This window comes from Mesorhizobium sp. WSM3864 (assembly GCF_002294955.1).
Classification (GTDB): domain Bacteria; phylum Pseudomonadota; class Alphaproteobacteria; order Rhizobiales; family Rhizobiaceae; genus Mesorhizobium.
In genome coordinates, this window is sequence record NZ_NSGD01000001.1 from 781,114 (window position 1) to 796,467 (window position 15,354).

Below are 15,354 nucleotides of genomic sequence, written 5' to 3' on the forward strand. Positions count from 1 at the left end.
ACATTAAGGCGCATTTTGGAAAATGCTGGCCTTCCCTGCCAGCCGCGACTAAGCCTCTCGCCATGACTGACACAAGTGAAAAACCGGACGGCAAGGTCGGCGTGGTCATTGTCGCCGCCGGCCGCGGCGCCCGTGCCGGACAGGCCGAGGGGCCGAAGCAGTATCAGCGCATCGGCGGACGCGCCGTCATTGCGCATACGCTGGAAAGATTCCTGTCACATCCAGCCGTCGGGCCAGTGGTGGTGGCGATCCACGCCGACGACTGCGAGCTGTTCGAGCGCGCGGCGGGAGCTAATGCTACGCGCACGCTCATCGTCATGGGCGGTCCGTCCCGCCAGGCTTCCGTCCGGCTGGGACTTTTGGCGCTGAGGGAGCAGGCGCCGGCAAAGGTGCTGGTGCATGATGCGGTGCGCCCGTTTGTCGATCATGGGCTCATCGACCGAACCATCGAGGCCATCGGCGAGCGCCAGGGCGCCCTGCCGGCGCTGCCCGTCGCCGACACGCTCAAGCGGGAATCGGCCGAGGGCATGATCGAGGAGACGGTGTCGAGGGCCGGCCTGCACGCGGCGCAGACACCGCAAGGCTTCCCGTTCTGGCCGTTGCTGGCGGCGCACGAGCAGGCGCATCATCTCGGCAAAAGCGAGTTCACCGACGACGCGGCGATCGCCGAATGGGCGCATATTCCGGTCAAGATCGTCCAGGGCTCGCCGGACAACATCAAGCTCACCTGGGCAAGGGATATCGCGATGGCCGACCAGCGGCTCTCAAATGCGCTACCGCGCTTTCCGGACATCCGCACCGGCAATGGCTACGATGTGCACGCGTTCGAAGCGGGCGACCATGTCACGCTGTGCGGGGTCACTATCCCCTATGACCGCAAACTCTCCGGTCATTCGGACGCCGATGTCGGGCTTCATGCGCTCACCGATGCGTTGCTCGCCACCTGCGGCGCCGGCGACATCGGCACGCATTTTCCGCCATCGGACCGGCAATGGAAGGGCGCTGCCTCGAAGATCTTCGTCGAGCATGCCGCGAAGCTGGTGCGCGAGCACGGCGGGCGCATCGCCAATGCCGATATCACGCTGATCTGCGAGGCGCCGCGGGTGGGGCCGCATCGCGAGGCGATGACGGCGGCGCTGGCCGCGATGCTCGGCATTGCGCCGGAACGCATTTCGATCAAAGCGACGACCAACGAGAAGCTCGGCTTTGTCGGGCGCGGCGAAGGCATTGCGGCGATCGCGACCGCCAGCGTCGTCTATCCGGGAGACGTGCCGGCATGAGCAACGCGGAATTAGCCAACGCCCTGCTCCAGGCTTGTCAGCCGCGCGGCATCATGCTGGCTACGGCCGAGAGCTGCACCGGCGGTCTGATCATTGCAGCATTGACCGACATTGCCGGCTCTTCCGCCGTGGTCGATCGCGGCTTCATCACCTATTCCAACGAAGCCAAGATGGAGATGCTCGGCGTCTCCGCGGCGACGCTTGAGGCGCATGGCGCGGTCTCGGGTGAGACGGTCAGGGAGATGGCGGCGGGCGCGCTGACGCATTCGCGCGCGAGCCTCTCCCTTGCGGTCACCGGAATTGCCGGCCCGAGCGGCGGCTCGTCGGAAAAGCCGGTGGGTCTCGTCTGGTTCGGGATAGCATTTGCCGGCCAGCCGGTCGTCGTCGAGCGCCAGCTGTTTGGTCATAAGGGGCGGGAATTCATCCGCCACGAGACGGTCCGGCACGCGCTGCAGCTCGGCCTGCGAGCGCTGGCCTAGGCTATCCGCGGATCAGGCGTGCCTTGCGCTGCGCCGTAGATCACGTTCGCTCGCTTCTCGAATGCTTCGGAAAACATGCGGAAGGCGCGATCGAACATCGTGCCCATCAGCGCGCCGAGAATGCGGCTCTTGAATTCGTAGTCGATGAAGAAATGCACTTCGCAGCCGCCATCGGCCGGATCGAAGCGCCAGATGTTGCTGAGATATTTGAACGGGCCGTCGATGTATTTGACGTCGATGGCGTTATCGTCGGGCTTGAGCAGCACCTGCGTCGTAAAGGTCTCGCGGATCGCCTTGTAGCCGATGCTCATGTCGGCGACGAGGATGGTGCGGCCGTCGCGCTCCTTGCGCGAGCGCACCGTCAGCGCCTCGCAGAGCGGCAGGAATTGCGGATAGGTCTCGATATCCGCCACCAGCGCAAACATCTGTTCCGGCGTGTAGGCGACGCGGCGGGTGGCTTCGAATTTCGGCATGAAAGCGTCAGCTGGCCTTCTTGAGCTGCGCCTCGCGCGCCGCGCGCAGCCTGGCGAAATCCTCGCCGGCATGATGCGAGGAGCGCGTCAGCGGGCTCGAAGCGACCAGCAGGAAGCCCTTCGTCTTGCCGATCGTCTCAAAGGACTTGAACTCGTCCGGCGTGATGAAGCGGATCACCGGATGGTGCTTCTTCGAAGGCTGCAGGTATTGGCCGATGGTCATGAAGTCGACATTTGCCGAACGCAGGTCATCCATGAGCTGCAGCACTTCGTTCCGCTCCTCGCCGAGGCCGACCATGATGCCGGACTTGGTGAAGATCGACGAATCGAGTTCTTTCACGCGCTGCAGCAGCCGGATCGAGTGGAAGTAGCGGGCGCCCGGCCGCACCGTCAGGTAATTCGACGGCACGGTTTCCAGATTGTGGTTGAAGACGTCGGGCTTGGCGGCAACGACGATCTCAAGCGCGCCGTCCTTGCGGAGAAAGTCGGGCGTCAGGATCTCGATCGTCGTTGAAGGCGCGGCGGCGCGGATGGCGTGGATGACGTCGGCGAAATGCTGCGCGCCGCCGTCGTCGAGGTCGTCGCGGTCGACAGAGGTGATGACGACGTGGCTGAGGCCCATCTGCTTGACCGCATGGGCGACACGCGCCGGCTCATCCGCCTCAAGGGCGGTCGGGATGCCGGTGGCGACATTGCAGAAGGCGCAGGCGCGCGTGCAGATCTCGCCCATGATCATGAAGGTGGCGTGCTTCTTGTCCCAGCATTCACCGATGTTCGGGCATCCGGCCTCCTCGCACACCGTCACCAGCTTGTGCGACTTCACGATCTCGCGCGTCTCGGCGTAACCCTTCGAAACCGGCGCCTTGACGCGGATCCAGTCCGGCTTGCGCAGCACTTCCTGGTCCGGCCTGTGCGCCTTTTCGGGATGCCGCGGGCGCGGCGCATTGGCGATCGTGTCGAGAACAGTGACCATTTCGAACCCTTCGCGGCCGCCCGCATCGCGGCCGCCTGTCTGCGTCATCTAGGACTTTTCGGAATAAAGAAAAAGGCCACGCCGGCGCATGCCGCCACGGCCATTTTCGCATAACGGACTTCGCTGGGGCTCAGCGCCGTACCAGCCGGCCGACAAAGATCAGCAGGCAGGCGCCGATGAAACCGGTGATCAAATACGCGAACCAGCCGGCGCCGAAGGACTGGATGTTGAGAGCCTGTAAGATCGCATTGAGAACGATCGCGCCGACGATACCCAAAATGATGTTCATGAGGATGCCGGTGTTGCTCTTCATGACCATTTCGGCGAGCCATCCGGCCAAGCCTCCAATGATGATGGCTGCTATCCAGCCCACGCCATTCACGTCCATATGCCAATTCCTCCTTGATCAGGTGAAAATGCATCCGGATACGAACTGCTTTGCCCTCAGAATCCTCCGGCTGCCGCGTCTGAGTCTCGCGCAAGCAGTCTATCATGCGTTCAAAGCGCGGCCATAGGCGTCGAGCACGCTTTCCTTCATCATCTCCGACAGGGTCGGATGCGGGAAGATCGTGTGCATCAGCTCTTCCTCTGTGGTCTCCAAGTTCATCGCCACGACGAAACCCTGGATGAGCTCGGTCACCTCGGCGCCGATCATATGCGCGCCCAGCAGCTGCCCGGTCTTCTTGTCGAAGATGGTCTTGATGAAGCCCTGGTCCTCGCCGAGCGCGATGGCTTTGCCGTTGGCGCCGAACTGGAAGCGACCGACGCGGATGTCCTTGCCCTCGGCCTTGGCCTTGGCTTCGGTCAGGCCGACCGAGGCGACCTGCGGGCTGCAATAGGTGCAGCCCGGGATCTTCAGCTTGTCGATGGCGTGCACGCCCGGGATATTGGCGATCTTCTCGACGCAGATCACGCCCTCGTGCTCGGCCTTGTGGGCGAGCATCGGCGGCCCGGCCACATCGCCGATGGCATAGATGCCGGGCACGTTCGTCCTGCCGTAGCCGTCGACCGCGACACAGCCGCGATCCGTCTTGACGCCAAGCGCCTCGAGGCCGAGGCCCTCGATATTGCCTTGCACGCCGACGGCCGAGATCATGCGGTCGGCGGTGATCTTCTCGACCTTGCCGTCCTTCATCTCGACATGCGCGGTGACCGAGTTGGCAGATTTCTCGACCTTGGTCACCTTGGCCTCGAGCAGGATCTTCATGCCTTGCTTCTCGAACTGTTTCTGCGCGAATTTCGAGACCTCGGCATCCTCGACCGGCATCACCGCCGGCAGCAGCTCTACAACCGTCACCTCGGCGCCCATGGTGCGGTAGAAGGAAGCGAACTCGATGCCGATGGCGCCCGAGCCCATCACCAGCAGCGACTTCGGCATCTCCTTCGGCACCATTGCCTCGAAATAGGTCCAGATCAGCTTGCCGTCCGGCTCGATGCCCGGCAGCGCACGCGGCCTGGCGCCGGTCGCCAGGATAATGTGTTTGGCGGTATAGGTTCCCTCGACCTTGACGCCTTTCGGCACCGGCGGCTGCGGCTCCATCGGCTTCTTGGCGGTCTTGGAGACGACGATCTCACCCGGCTTTGAGAGTTTCGCCTCACCCCAAATGACGTCGACCTTGTTCTTCTTCATCAGGAAGGCGACGCCGCCATTCAGCCTGAGCGAAACCTTTCGCGAGCGGTCGACGACGGCAGCGGTGTCGGGGCTGACCTTGCCGTCGAGCTTCAGGCCGTAATCCTTGAGATGGTCCGAATAATGCATGATCTCCGCCGAGCGCAGAAGCGCCTTGGTCGGGATGCAACCCCAGTTGAGGCAGATACCGCCGAGATGCTCGCGCTCGACGATCGCCGTCTTGAAGCCGAGCTGGGCGGAACGCACCGCGGTGACATAGCCGCCGGGGCCTGAGCCGATGATGATGACGTCGTAGTTCTCAGCCACGGGTTTCTCCCTGATTTTTCTTGGGGTTAGAATGAAAGCATCACACGCACGAGGGGGGCCAGCGCTTGGCCGATCCGCCGCGTGTTTTCCTCATCGAGATGGACACCGTCGAGCGGCGTGGTCGTCGCCACGGTGCCGGCGTCGAAGAAGCCGCAGCCGGCCTCGTCGGCAAGCGAAGAGTACTGCGGCGCCAGCCGCTTCGAGGCGTCATCGCCGCCGGCGAACATTTCCTTGAATTCGGCATTCTCGGTGCGCGTCACCGCGGGCGGCGCGACAATGAGAATCTGCGGAGCCGGCCAGTCGAACGGATAGTCGTGGCCGCGCACGATATCGATCAGGCGCTGCATGCCCTGCTTTGCGGCTACGGGATTGCCGTGGATCCACGGCTTCATGTCGTTGGCGCCCAGCATGATGATGATCAGGTCGAGCGGCGCGTGCGTCGTAAGGATCGTCGGCAGCGTTCTCGCGCCGTTGCGGTCGGCACCGGCGAGGTGATCGTCAAAGGCGGTGGTGCGGCCGTTCAGCCCTTCGGCGATGACCTCGATGCCGTCGCCCAGCGCCGTCTTGAGCACGCTGGGCCAGCGGTCCCCCAGCGCATGGCGCCCGAGGTTGGCAGCGTCGTAGCCCCAGGTCAGCGAGTCGCCGTAACAGAGAATAGTCTTCATGCGCTTGCCCCACCCCTGCCGAACCCCGCCGCCGAGCGCTTGAGCCGCCAGCGCACGAACAGCCATTGCACGATGATCGCCGCTACGCCCGGCAGGATCACCCCGGCAACGATCGAAAGGTCATCTGCGGTCGCCCGGCTCTCGGCCGGCACCGAAAACGTCCAGCCCACCAGCGCCAGCAGCCCGAGACAGAAAAGCGCAAGCAGCAGCCACAGCATCCCATCGAGCGCCCGCACCGGCTTGCCTCGGAATTGAACGAGGAAGAAGGCGACCGTGACCACAACGACGATCATCACCGTGGCCGCGAAGACCAGAATGCATTCCTCTGTCGCGCCGGTGATGACCGCCAGCTCTTGAACGACAAGTACGCCGGCCAGACCGGAAAGAATGAAGGCGAAAAGGCTGGTGAAGAAATTCCGCACCGCCTTTTTCCCTTCCTTACACCAGCATGCCCATCGGGTTTTCGATCATGCGCTTGAAGGCGCCGAGCAGCTCCGCACCGAGCGCGCCGTCGACGGCGCGGTGATCGGTCGACAGCGTCACCGACATCATGGTGGCGATCTTGATCTCGCCTTTCTTCACGATGGCGCGCTCCTCGCCGGCGCCGACCGCAAGGATCGTGGCGTGCGGCGGGTTGATAACGGCGGCAAAATCCTTGACGCCGAACATGCCGAGATTGGACACGGCCGTGGTGCCGCCCTGGTACTCCTCGGGCTTCAGTTTGCGGCCGCGTGCGCGGCTTGCCAGATCCTTCATCTCGTTGGAGATGACGGACAGCGTCTTTTCGTCGGCATGGCGGATGATCGGCGTGATCAGGCCGCCGGGTATCGACACGGCGACGCCGACATCGGCGTGCTTGTGCTTGACCATGGCGTTTTCGGTCCAGGAGGCGTTGGCGTCCGGCACCGCCATCAGCGCCATCGCCATCGCCTTGATCACCATGTCGTTGACCGAGAGCTTGTAGGCCGGGACCTCGCCCTTCTCGGTTTTCCGCATTGGGGCCGCGGCGTTGAGTTGCGTGCGCAGCGCGAGCAGCGCATCGAGCTCGCAGTCGAGCGTCAGATAGAAATGCGGAATGGTGCTCTTGGCCTCGACCAGGCGGCGCGCAATGGTCTTGCGCATATTGTCGTGCGGAACGAGTTCGTAAGAGCCTTCCGCGAACAGCTTCAGCACCTGATCGTCCGACATCGGCTTCGGCGCGGGGGCAGGAGCGCCTGCGGGCGCACCGGCAGGAGCCTTGGCGGCAGGCGCAGCCTTGGCGCCGCCGGAAGCGATCGCCGCCTCGACATCGGCCTTCACCACGCGGCCATGCGGACCGGAGCCACTAAGCCCCTTCACGTCGACACCGGCATCCTTGGCGATGCGGCGGGCGAGCGGCGAGGCGAACACGCGCTCGCCGCCGGCGTGGCCGTTGGCGACCGGTGCAGGCTCGGCCTTCGCCGGCGCGGGTGCCGGCTTCGGCGCTTCCTTGGGCGCCTCGGCCTTCGCAGGGTCCGCTTTCGGAGCCTCCGCCTTGGGCGCCGCCCCGCCATCGCTCTTTGCGGCAGCACCGGCGTCCTCGCCTTCGCCGGCCAGGATGGCGATCACCGCATTGACCTTGACGCCTTCGGTGCCTGCCGGAACGACGAGCTTGGCGACTGTGCCCTCATCGACGGCTTCGACCTCCATCGTCGCCTTGTCGGTCTCGATTTCGGCGATCACGTCGCCGGGCGCAACATGATCGCCTTCCTTGACCAGCCACTTGGCGAGATTGCCCTCTTCCATGGTGGGCGAGAGAGCCGGCATGGTGATGTTGATTGGCATGTTGTCCTCCCGACCGGCTCAGCGATAGGTGACGGCTTTGACCGCCTCGACGACCTCGCCGACATTGGGCAGCGCCAGCTTCTCGAGATTCGCCGCGTAAGGCATCGGCACGTCCTTGCCGGCGATGGTGATGACCGGCGCATCGAGGAAGTCGAAGGCGCGCTGCGACACCTGGCTGGCGATGTGATCACCGACCGAGCTCTGCGGGAAGCCTTCCTCCACCACGACCAGCCGGTTGGTCTTCTTGACTGAAGCGATGATGGTATCGAAGTCGAGCGGACGGACGGTTCTCAAATCGATGATTTCGGCATCAATGCCCATGCCGCGCAGTTCGGCCTCGGCCTTGACCGCATAGGTCATGCCGATGCCGAAGGAGACGATGGTGACGTCCTTGCCCTGCTTGTGGATGCGCGCCTTGCCGATCGGCAGCACGAAATCGTCGAGCTTCGGCACGTCGAAGGACTGGCCGTAGAGGATTTCGTTCTCGAGGAAGATGACCGGGTTCGGATCGCGGATCGCGGCTTTGAGCAAGCCCTTGGCGTCGGCTGCCGTGTAGGGCATCACCACCTTCAGCCCGGGGATGTGGCTGTACCAGGCGGCGTAGCACTGCGAGTGCTGGGCGGCGACGCGGGCGGCCGCACCGTTCGGGCCGCGGAAGACGATCGGTGCGCCCATCTGGCCGCCGGACATATAGAGCGTCTTGGCGGCCGAATTGATGATCTGGTCGATCGCCTGCATGGCGAAGTTGAAGGTCATGAACTCGACGATCGGCTTCAGGCCTGCCATGGCTGCGCCGACGCCGACGCCGGCAAAGCCGTGCTCGGTGATCGGGGTGTCGACGACGCGGCGCGGGCCGAATTCCTGCAGCAGGCCTTGTGTGATCTTGTAGGCGCCTTGGTATTCGGCAACTTCCTCGCCCATGACGAAGACGTCGCCGTCGCGGCGCATTTCCTCGGCCATCGCGTCACGCAGCGCCTCGCGCACCGTGGTCGAGACCATTTCGGTGCCGGCAGGGATGTCCGGATCGGCCGCGACTTCCGCCTTCGGCGCGGCGGCGACAGGCGCAGCCGCCTCGCTTTTGGCCGCGGCGGGCGCCGGTGCCGGCGCGGCCGCTTCAGCCTTGGGCTCTTCTTCGCCGATGCCTTCGCCGGCCTTGTCGACGTCTTCACCGTCGACCGCAAGCACGGCGATCAACGCGTTGACCTTGACGCCTTCGGTGCCGGCCGGAACAACGATCTTGGCGAGCGTGCCTTCATCGACGGCTTCGACTTCCATCGTCGCCTTGTCGGTCTCGATCTCGGCGATGACGTCGCCGGCGACGACCTTGTCGCCTTCGTTCTTCAACCACTTGGAAAGATTGCCCTCTTCCATCGTCGGCGAGAGAGCGGGCATGAGAATTTCGATCGGCATGTCCGTGCCCTCCTTAGAGTACGATGTCGGTCCAGAGCTCGGACGGATCCGGCTCGGCGTCGTGCTGGGCAAATTCGGCGGCGTCGGCGACGATGTCGCGGACCTCCTTGTCGACGGCCTTGAGATCGTCTTCGCTCGCCCACTTCTTATCTATCAGGCGCGCCTTGACCTGTTCGATCGGGTCGTGCTCCGAGCGCATCTTCTGCACTTCTTCCTTGGAGCGATACTTCGCCGGGTCGGACATCGAATGCCCGCGATAGCGATAGGTCTGCATCTCGAGGATCAGCGGGCCGTTGCCGCCGCGGCACCATTCGGCGGCGACGTCGCCGGCTGCCTTGACCGCGCGAACGTCCATGCCGTCGACCTGGATGCCGGGAATCTTGAAGGAAGCGCCGCGGTTGGAGAAGTCGGTCTCGGCGGATGAGCGCGACACCGATGTGCCCATGGCGTAGCGATTGTTCTCGATGATGTAGATTACCGGCAGCTTCCACAGCGAGGCCATGTTGAAGCTTTCATAGACCTGGCCCTGGTTGGCGGCGCCGTCGCCGAAATAGGTCAGCGAGACATTCTTGTTGTCGCGGTAGCGGTTGGCGAAGGCCAGGCCTGTGCCCAGCGACACCTGCGCGCCGACGATGCCGTGGCCGCCATAGAAATGCTTCTCCTTGGAGAACATGTGCATGGAGCCGCCCTTGCCTTTCGACAGGCCGCCACGGCGCCCGGTGAGCTCGGCCATCACGCCGCGCGGCGACAGATCCATCGCCAGCATGTGGCCATGGTCGCGATAGGCGGTGATCATCTGGTCGCCCTCGATCAGCGCCATCTTCATGCCGGTAACGACGGCCTCCTGGCCGATATAGAGGTGGCAGAAGCCGCCGATAAAGCCCATGCCGTAAAGCTGGCCCGCCTTCTCCTCGAAGCGGCGAATGAGCAGCATGTGCCGGTAGGCGGAGAGCTCTTCTTCTTTGGTGAAGTCGGCTGGCTTGGGGGTGGAAAGGGCCGACGATTTGCCGTCGGATCTGGATTTGGACTTGGCAGGCGCTTTTCTGGCGGCGGTGGCCATACATCACTCCCTGTTGGCGTCTCTTCGCGGACATTCAAGGGAGAGCGACCCGTCTCCCCACCGATTTGAGCGAGGCTAACACGCAAGAATGCAATGCGCCATGCTGAAAAATGCATGGCTGACATGCATCCTAAGCGATTAGAATCATTGCAAATAAGTTTGATTAACCGAAATTCGGTTATTTTGCCGAAGCCGGCAGCATGATGGTGATTTCGTCCGGATGGGACAGATTGAGCGCCTTTCGGGCCTGCTCGTCAAGCATGTCCTTTTCCAGCGTGCCTTCATGCATGAGCTGGACACGACGTTCGAAGTCGATCCGGCGCGCCTTGACCGCGTCGAGCTGAGTCTGGAGTTCGGCCGCCTGGGCCTGCAGCCGATATTTGGAGTAGATGCCGAACTCACCGTGATAGGCATGGAAGCCGAAATAGGCGAGAAACAGCACGCAGAGCGACGGAACGATCAGCTTGCCGGTGTTTCTCTGCTTGTGCTGACGTGTCCACATGACCCGAACCCTTTCGGCCGCGAGCGCAAGCGGCTGTTCGAGTCTTTTTTCGCCCGATTGTGCTTAATGGACGGTTACGGTTGGCTGGACTGAGACTTGCCGAAACAAAAAGAGGCGGGGAAACCCGCCTCTCCGCCTCTTTCAACAACCAAGACAGTTTGTCCGGATCAGCCCTTGACCACCGACTTGCCGGCGTAGCGCGCCTGCCGGCCGAGCTCTTCCTCGATCCGGATGAGTTGGTTGTACTTGGCCATGCGGTCTGAGCGCGACAGCGAGCCGGTCTTGATCTGCCCGCAGTTGGTGGCGACTGCGAGGTCGGCAATGGTCGAATCCTCGGTCTCGCCCGAGCGGTGCGACATGACGGCGGTGTAGCCGGCCTTGTGCGCGGTCTCGACCGCGTCGAGCGTTTCGGTGAGCGAGCCGATCTGGTTGACCTTGACCAGGATCGAGTTGGCGACGCCCATGCGGATACCGTCGCGCAGTCGCGCCGTGTTGGTGACAAACAGATCGTCGCCGACCAATTGGGTCTTCTTGCCGATCAGATCGGTCAGGTATTTCCAGCCCTCCCAATCGTCCTCGGCAAGGCCGTCCTCGATGGTGACGATCGGATAATCGGAAGCGAGCTTGGCGAGGTATTTGGCCTGCGCCTTCGGATCGCGGGTCTTCTTCTCGCCCTCATAGACGTAGTTGCCGTCCTTGAAGAACTCGGTCGCCGCGCAGTCGAGGCCGAGCGCCACGTCCTCGCCCGGCTTGAAGCCGGCCTTCTCGATCGATTCCATGATGAAATCGAGGGCCGACGGCGCGCTCTTCAGGTTGGGGGCGAAACCGCCCTCGTCGCCGACATTGGTGTTGTGGCCGGCATCCTTCAGCTTCTTCCTCAGCGTATGGAAGATTTCAGAGCCCCAACGCACGCCGTCGCGCAGCGTCGGCGCGCCGACCGGCAGGATCATGAATTCCTGAAAGTCGATCGGGTTGTCGGCATGAGCGCCGCCATTGATGATGTTCATCATCGGCACCGGCAGGATGTGCGCCTTGGCGCCGCCGACATAGCGGTAGAGCGGCAGCCCGGCGGCCTCGGCGGCGGCCTTGGCCACCGCCAGCGACACGCCGAGGATGGCGTTGGCGCCGAGCCGGCTCTTGTTCGGAGTGCCGTCGAGCTCGATCATCGTCTGGTCGATATGGATCTGGTTCTCGGCTTCCATGCCGCCGATCGCCTCGAATAACTCGCCGTTCACGGCCTCGACGGCGCCCTGGACTCCCTTGCCGAGATAGCGCGGCCCGCCGTCGCGCAGCTCGACCGCCTCATGCGCGCCGGTCGAGGCGCCCGACGGAACGGCGGCGCGGCCCATCGAGCCGTCTTCCAGCACCACGTCGACCTCGACGGTCGGATTTCCACGGCTGTCCAGGATTTCACGCCCGACAATGTCGATGATGGCGGTCATTGCGATGTCCCTGATTGATCGATTGAAGCGTCGCGCCCCTCTTAGCCAAAGCCCGGCAAAAGGCAATTGGGCGGTCCGCAATAATTGCCGGTGACAAGATTCACGAAGCGCAAATCTTTGTCATCATTAGTCATGCGCACGACTCACCCTTCTGATTTATGGTCGTGTTTGCGCGGGGCGAAACACGAGGAGTTTCGCCATGTCCCAGTTGAGCGGTATCGTGAGTTTGTTCCTGATCGCGGCGGCATTCCTAACGTCCTGCGACACCCAGAAGCCTCAGCAGAACTCCACGGAGCTATCCACCCTTCGGACCGCTGAATAGGTTCCTCAACGCTCGAAGGCCCCCGGACCCGGGGGCCTTCTCGATTCTGGAAGCAGCCGCTCAGGCCGATCAGTGCCAGTAAGGCTTCACGTGGTAGTATTCGAAGGATGCATCGCGGGCCGCTTCACCATCGGCGCCGGTCAATTCCTCGATCGAGTAGGCCGGTGCCGCCTTGAGCTGTTCCTTCGTGAAAGGCACGACGTAGCCGCCCATGTTTTCATCATAGTCGAGGCTTGCCCACGGAATGGCGTGATACTTCTCGCCCATGCCGAGGAAGCCGCCGAAGCCGATGACCGCGAACATGATCCCGTTCGACATCTTGTCGAGCATCACGTCCTCGATGCTGCCGATGCTGTCGCCGGCGGTGTTGTAGACCGAGGTGCCGATGACGCGCGAGGCGGCAATGGCTTCGGTGTGGCCAGACGGAGTGGTCATTGTTGTGCTCCTCTCATTTGCTTGTCCGTTGTGGACAATGAGGGGAGCGGGCGAAGGTTCCAGATTTTCGGCTGCCCTGCTACGGCCTCTTGGCGATCCGATCGAACGCCATCAGCCTTTCCAGCAATGTGGGAAGATTCTTCAAGGGCACCATGTTGGGGCCGTCGGAGGGGGCGTTGTCCGGATCCTGGTGGGTTTCGATGAACACGCCGGCAACGCCGATCGCCACGGCGGCGCGCGCGAGGGTCTCGACGAAGCGTCGTTCGCCACCGGTCGAGCCGTCCTGCCCGCCCGGCTGCTGCACGGAATGGGTGGCGTCGAAGATCACCGGCGCGCCGATCTCGGCCATGATCGGCAGCGCTCGCATGTCCGACACCAGTGTGTTGTAGCCGAAGGAGGCGCCGCGCTCGGTGACCAGCACGTTGGCGTTGCCGGAACCGGTGACCTTGGCGACGACATTCTTCATGTCCCATGGCGCCAGGAACTGACCCTTCTTGACGTTCACCACCTTGCCGGTGCGCGCCGCCGCAATCAGCAGATCCGTCTGCCGGCTGAGAAAGGCCGGTATCTGCAGCACATCCACATGAGGCGCGACCAATGCGCATTGCTCCTCGGTGTGGACGTCGGTCAGCACCGGCAGTCCGAACTCCTTGCGCAGAGCGTCGAAGATCGGCATCGCCGCCTCGAGCCCGGCACCGCGCGCGCCGCCGAGCGAGGTGCGGTTGGCCTTGTCGTAGCTCGTCTTGTACACCAGCCCGATGCCGAGCCTGATGGTCAGTTCCTTCAGCGCGCCGGCCATGTCGAAGGCATGCTGGCGCGACTCGAGTTGACAGGGGCCTGCGATCAGCGACAGGGGCGCATTGTTGGCGAAAACGACCTTGCCGACGCTTACCGCGGCATTGGGCGCAAGGGGCTCGCTCATGGGATCTCCCGAAAGATGAAGGCTGCGCCCTGACCGGGTGCCGACGGCACGACGACATCGTCGCCGCTCATGTCGTGCTCTATGGCGTTGGCCGCAAGTAGCTGGGTGGCTGCGGCGACGCTGTGTATCGCAAAGATGACGGCCGCAAAACGCAGGTCCGAAGGCTGCCCTGCCGAAGCACCGAACCGTGCGACAAAAGCGTCGGGCGTCAGAACGGCCAGGGTCGCGTTTGGCAGGTCAGTCCTGTCGCCGTCGCTCGCGCCCTGGCCGGCAGCGATCGATATCAGTCCCCTCTGGCTCGAAGGCTCGTCGCTCACCGCCACGATCTCGACGATGCCGGTCACGCCATTGGCATGTGCCTGCAGTGCGGTGCGGTCGATCTGCGGCGCGTTGATGCGCTGGCAGGCGAACAGGAATGCGTCCGGTGCTTTTCTATCGGCCGCGAATGCCAGTTTGAACGATGCCGTGTCGCTTTTGCCCGTGGTGTCGGTGAAGGCGCGCGAAAAGCTCAACATGTTGCCTGCCGACAGCCCCGCTTCGACATAGCGCGCGTGGTCGGCATCTGCATCGGCGGTCCCGAAGACGACCGCGGAGAAGCCCTCGTCGCCAAGCCTGCTGCGGTAAAGGCGGTCGCGCGCGACGAAGACGTTGCCCTCGCCCATCGCCCGATCGGCCGTTCTGTCATCGCCGACGGCCAGCGGTTCCAGATAGGTGCCGTCGGCGAAGAAGACACAAGCGTTCACGGTCCCGAAAGGATGGACGCCGGTCGGCGCGACGAAGAAGCCGAGCGACGAGAGGCGCTGCCTTGCAATGTCGAGGCTCTGCGTGGGCAGAACGAGATGGTCGAGCGGATGGGGCGAAGTTTTCGTCATGCCGGCGCGGTGTGCCCCATTGCGGAAATCGGTTCAAGGCCTGGCGTCCAAGGCGAGCGGACGTCGCGGCTCAGGCGGCGGCCACGACGTCGGCCGAATAACGCAGCTCGCGCAACGGTTTAACCCTGCCGGTCGTCTCCGCATAGATCGGATGCGCCCTGTAGGCCGCGAGCGCTGCCTCGTCCTCGAATTCGGCATAGACGACCACGTCGATCGCGTTTGAGAACAGATCGACCTTGGTATTGAGCGTCACCTCGAAGTGTTTCGAATGTGGAATCTTGCCCAGTTCCTGAAGACCTGACCGGACGGCCTCCACATCCTCCTTGCGCCGCACGCTGAAGAAAACGATGTGCCGGATCAAACCCAGCCTCCTTGATCGACGGATGAACGCGTTTTGTGGGAGCAAGGCCGTCGCGTCAACCGGCAACGATGTCGCGCCCGCTGTTCGAGCGGCAGCGTCGGGGCCTCAGGCAGCGCCAGTGACGTAACGCACGATGCGCGACATCTCCCTGACGGTCGCGTCGAGATATTGGCCCTGGTTGTAGAGGCCGTCCCAGATCAGGAAGAACGTGATGGCGACGATAACGATCACATAACGCATGGCTAAAGCTAGCGTATGTCCTCAAACCGAACCAGAGCGCCTTCACGGCAATCGTTCCAATTCACCGCTTTGTAATCGACGCACCTTTCCGGCGTCATGGGACCCAGCCAGGCCTACCTGGAGAGCTGCGGTGCGAGCACAAATGTCTCATGCGAACGTGATGCAACCGCGATCGGACA

General features: G+C 63.3%; 18 protein-coding genes. 2 read left to right on the forward strand and 16 right to left on the reverse strand.

Going from position 1 to position 15,354, the window contains the following annotated elements:
- Window positions 1-62: 62 nt before the first annotated feature.
- Together CK215_RS03835 and CK215_RS03840 are read left to right on the forward strand one after the other, a co-directional pair.
- Window positions 63-1,280, forward strand: a complete 1,218-nt coding sequence (locus tag CK215_RS03835; RefSeq protein WP_095830114.1) for a bifunctional 2-C-methyl-D-erythritol 4-phosphate cytidylyltransferase/2-C-methyl-D-erythritol 2,4-cyclodiphosphate synthase — start codon at window positions 63-65, stop codon at window positions 1,278-1,280.
- On the forward strand, window positions 1,277-1,759 hold the full coding sequence (locus CK215_RS03840; protein WP_095830115.1) for a CinA family protein: 483 nt from the start codon (window positions 1,277-1,279) through the stop codon (window positions 1,757-1,759). The genes CK215_RS03835 and CK215_RS03840 overlap by 4 nt, the downstream gene beginning before the upstream one ends.
- Here CK215_RS03840 and CK215_RS03845 read toward each other — a convergent pair.
- The 16 genes from CK215_RS03845 to CK215_RS32245 form a co-directional block, all read right to left on the reverse strand.
- The gene (locus CK215_RS03845) at window positions 1,756-2,232 is read right to left on the reverse strand and encodes a type II toxin-antitoxin system RatA family toxin (protein WP_095830116.1); all 477 of its coding nucleotides are present in this window, start codon (window positions 2,230-2,232) and stop codon (window positions 1,756-1,758) included. The genes CK215_RS03840 and CK215_RS03845 overlap by 4 nt on opposite strands.
- Before the next feature lie 7 nt (window positions 2,233-2,239).
- Window positions 2,240-3,205 (reverse strand): lipoyl synthase, encoded by a 966-nt coding sequence (lipA, locus tag CK215_RS03850; protein ID WP_095830194.1) that lies wholly within the window; start codon window positions 3,203-3,205, stop codon window positions 2,240-2,242.
- Between the two features lie 130 nt (window positions 3,206-3,335).
- Complete coding sequence (locus CK215_RS03855; RefSeq protein WP_066989685.1) at window positions 3,336-3,593, reverse strand: GlsB/YeaQ/YmgE family stress response membrane protein; 258 nt, start codon at window positions 3,591-3,593, stop codon at window positions 3,336-3,338.
- Between the two features lie 102 nt (window positions 3,594-3,695).
- Window positions 3,696-5,141 carry a dihydrolipoyl dehydrogenase gene (gene lpdA, locus CK215_RS03860; RefSeq protein WP_066989683.1) on the reverse strand — a complete coding sequence of 482 codons (1,446 nt, stop codon included), beginning with the start codon at window positions 5,139-5,141 and terminating at the stop codon, window positions 3,696-3,698.
- A 26-nt stretch (window positions 5,142-5,167) separates the two neighbouring features.
- The gene (locus tag CK215_RS03865) at window positions 5,168-5,806 is read right to left on the reverse strand and encodes an SGNH/GDSL hydrolase family protein (RefSeq protein ID WP_066989681.1); all 639 of its coding nucleotides are present in this window, start codon (window positions 5,804-5,806) and stop codon (window positions 5,168-5,170) included.
- Window positions 5,803-6,228, reverse strand: a complete 426-nt coding sequence (locus CK215_RS03870) for a hypothetical protein (RefSeq protein WP_066989679.1) — start codon at window positions 6,226-6,228, stop codon at window positions 5,803-5,805. The genes CK215_RS03865 and CK215_RS03870 overlap by 4 nt, the downstream gene beginning before the upstream one ends.
- A 16-nt stretch (window positions 6,229-6,244) precedes the next feature.
- Window positions 6,245-7,609, reverse strand: a complete 1,365-nt coding sequence (locus CK215_RS03875; RefSeq protein WP_066989676.1) for a pyruvate dehydrogenase complex dihydrolipoamide acetyltransferase — start codon at window positions 7,607-7,609, stop codon at window positions 6,245-6,247.
- A gap of 18 nt (window positions 7,610-7,627) precedes the next feature.
- On the reverse strand, window positions 7,628-9,019 hold the full coding sequence (locus CK215_RS03880; RefSeq protein WP_066989674.1) for a pyruvate dehydrogenase complex E1 component subunit beta: 1,392 nt from the start codon (window positions 9,017-9,019) through the stop codon (window positions 7,628-7,630).
- Between the two features lie 13 nt (window positions 9,020-9,032).
- Window positions 9,033-10,079 carry a pyruvate dehydrogenase (acetyl-transferring) E1 component subunit alpha gene (pdhA, locus tag CK215_RS03885; protein WP_066989672.1) on the reverse strand — a complete coding sequence of 349 codons (1,047 nt, stop codon included), beginning with the start codon at window positions 10,077-10,079 and terminating at the stop codon, window positions 9,033-9,035.
- Window positions 10,080-10,257: 178 nt separating this feature from the next.
- The gene (locus CK215_RS03890) at window positions 10,258-10,581 is read right to left on the reverse strand and encodes a septum formation initiator family protein (protein ID WP_066989670.1); all 324 of its coding nucleotides are present in this window, start codon (window positions 10,579-10,581) and stop codon (window positions 10,258-10,260) included.
- A gap of 167 nt (window positions 10,582-10,748) precedes the next feature.
- Window positions 10,749-12,023: a phosphopyruvate hydratase gene (eno, locus tag CK215_RS03895; protein ID WP_066989668.1), complete on the reverse strand. Its 1,275-nt coding sequence runs from the start codon at window positions 12,021-12,023 to the stop codon at window positions 10,749-10,751.
- A 391-nt stretch (window positions 12,024-12,414) separates the two neighbouring features.
- Complete coding sequence (locus tag CK215_RS03900) at window positions 12,415-12,780, reverse strand: PRC-barrel domain-containing protein (protein ID WP_066989666.1); 366 nt, start codon at window positions 12,778-12,780, stop codon at window positions 12,415-12,417.
- A 79-nt stretch (window positions 12,781-12,859) separates the two neighbouring features.
- The gene (gene kdsA, locus CK215_RS03905) at window positions 12,860-13,702 is read right to left on the reverse strand and encodes a 3-deoxy-8-phosphooctulonate synthase (protein ID WP_095830117.1); all 843 of its coding nucleotides are present in this window, start codon (window positions 13,700-13,702) and stop codon (window positions 12,860-12,862) included.
- On the reverse strand, window positions 13,699-14,574 hold the full coding sequence (locus CK215_RS03910; RefSeq protein WP_095830118.1) for a VOC family protein: 876 nt from the start codon (window positions 14,572-14,574) through the stop codon (window positions 13,699-13,701). Before CK215_RS03910 ends, kdsA begins: the two co-directional genes overlap by 4 nt.
- A gap of 70 nt (window positions 14,575-14,644) precedes the next feature.
- The gene (locus CK215_RS03915) at window positions 14,645-14,935 is read right to left on the reverse strand and encodes a Dabb family protein (RefSeq protein WP_066989660.1); all 291 of its coding nucleotides are present in this window, start codon (window positions 14,933-14,935) and stop codon (window positions 14,645-14,647) included.
- A gap of 105 nt (window positions 14,936-15,040) precedes the next feature.
- Complete coding sequence (locus CK215_RS32245; RefSeq protein ID WP_259979787.1) at window positions 15,041-15,175, reverse strand: hypothetical protein; 135 nt, start codon at window positions 15,173-15,175, stop codon at window positions 15,041-15,043.
- Window positions 15,176-15,354: the final 179 nt, after the last annotated feature.

Coding starts and splice junctions, on each gene's coding strand:
- CK215_RS03835 (WP_095830114.1), top strand. CDS start 63: ATGACTGACACAAGTGAAAAACCGGACGGCAAGGTCGGCGTGGTCATT.
- CK215_RS03840 (WP_095830115.1), top strand. CDS start 1,277: ATGAGCAACGCGGAATTAGCCAACGCCCTGCTCCAGGCTTGTCAGCCG.
- CK215_RS03845 (WP_095830116.1), bottom strand. CDS start 2,232: ATGCCGAAATTCGAAGCCACCCGCCGCGTCGCCTACACGCCGGAACAG.
- lipA (WP_095830194.1), bottom strand. CDS start 3,205: ATGGTCACTGTTCTCGACACGATCGCCAATGCGCCGCGCCCGCGGCAT.
- CK215_RS03855 (WP_066989685.1), bottom strand. CDS start 3,593: ATGGACGTGAATGGCGTGGGCTGGATAGCAGCCATCATCATTGGAGGC.
- CK215_RS03865 (WP_066989681.1), bottom strand. CDS start 5,806: ATGAAGACTATTCTCTGTTACGGCGACTCGCTGACCTGGGGCTACGAC.
- CK215_RS03875 (WP_066989676.1), bottom strand. CDS start 7,609: ATGCCAATCAACATCACCATGCCGGCTCTCTCGCCCACCATGGAAGAG.
- CK215_RS03880 (WP_066989674.1), bottom strand. CDS start 9,019: ATGCCGATCGAAATTCTCATGCCCGCTCTCTCGCCGACGATGGAAGAG.
- pdhA (WP_066989672.1), bottom strand. CDS start 10,079: ATGGCCACCGCCGCCAGAAAAGCGCCTGCCAAGTCCAAATCCAGATCC.
- CK215_RS03890 (WP_066989670.1), bottom strand. CDS start 10,581: ATGTGGACACGTCAGCACAAGCAGAGAAACACCGGCAAGCTGATCGTT.
- eno (WP_066989668.1), bottom strand. CDS start 12,023: ATGACCGCCATCATCGACATTGTCGGGCGTGAAATCCTGGACAGCCGT.
- CK215_RS03900 (WP_066989666.1), bottom strand. CDS start 12,780: ATGACCACTCCGTCTGGCCACACCGAAGCCATTGCCGCCTCGCGCGTC.
- kdsA (WP_095830117.1), bottom strand. CDS start 13,702: ATGAGCGAGCCCCTTGCGCCCAATGCCGCGGTAAGCGTCGGCAAGGTC.
- CK215_RS03910 (WP_095830118.1), bottom strand. CDS start 14,574: ATGACGAAAACTTCGCCCCATCCGCTCGACCATCTCGTTCTGCCCACG.
- CK215_RS32245 (WP_259979787.1), bottom strand. CDS start 15,175: ATGCGTTATGTGATCGTTATCGTCGCCATCACGTTCTTCCTGATCTGG.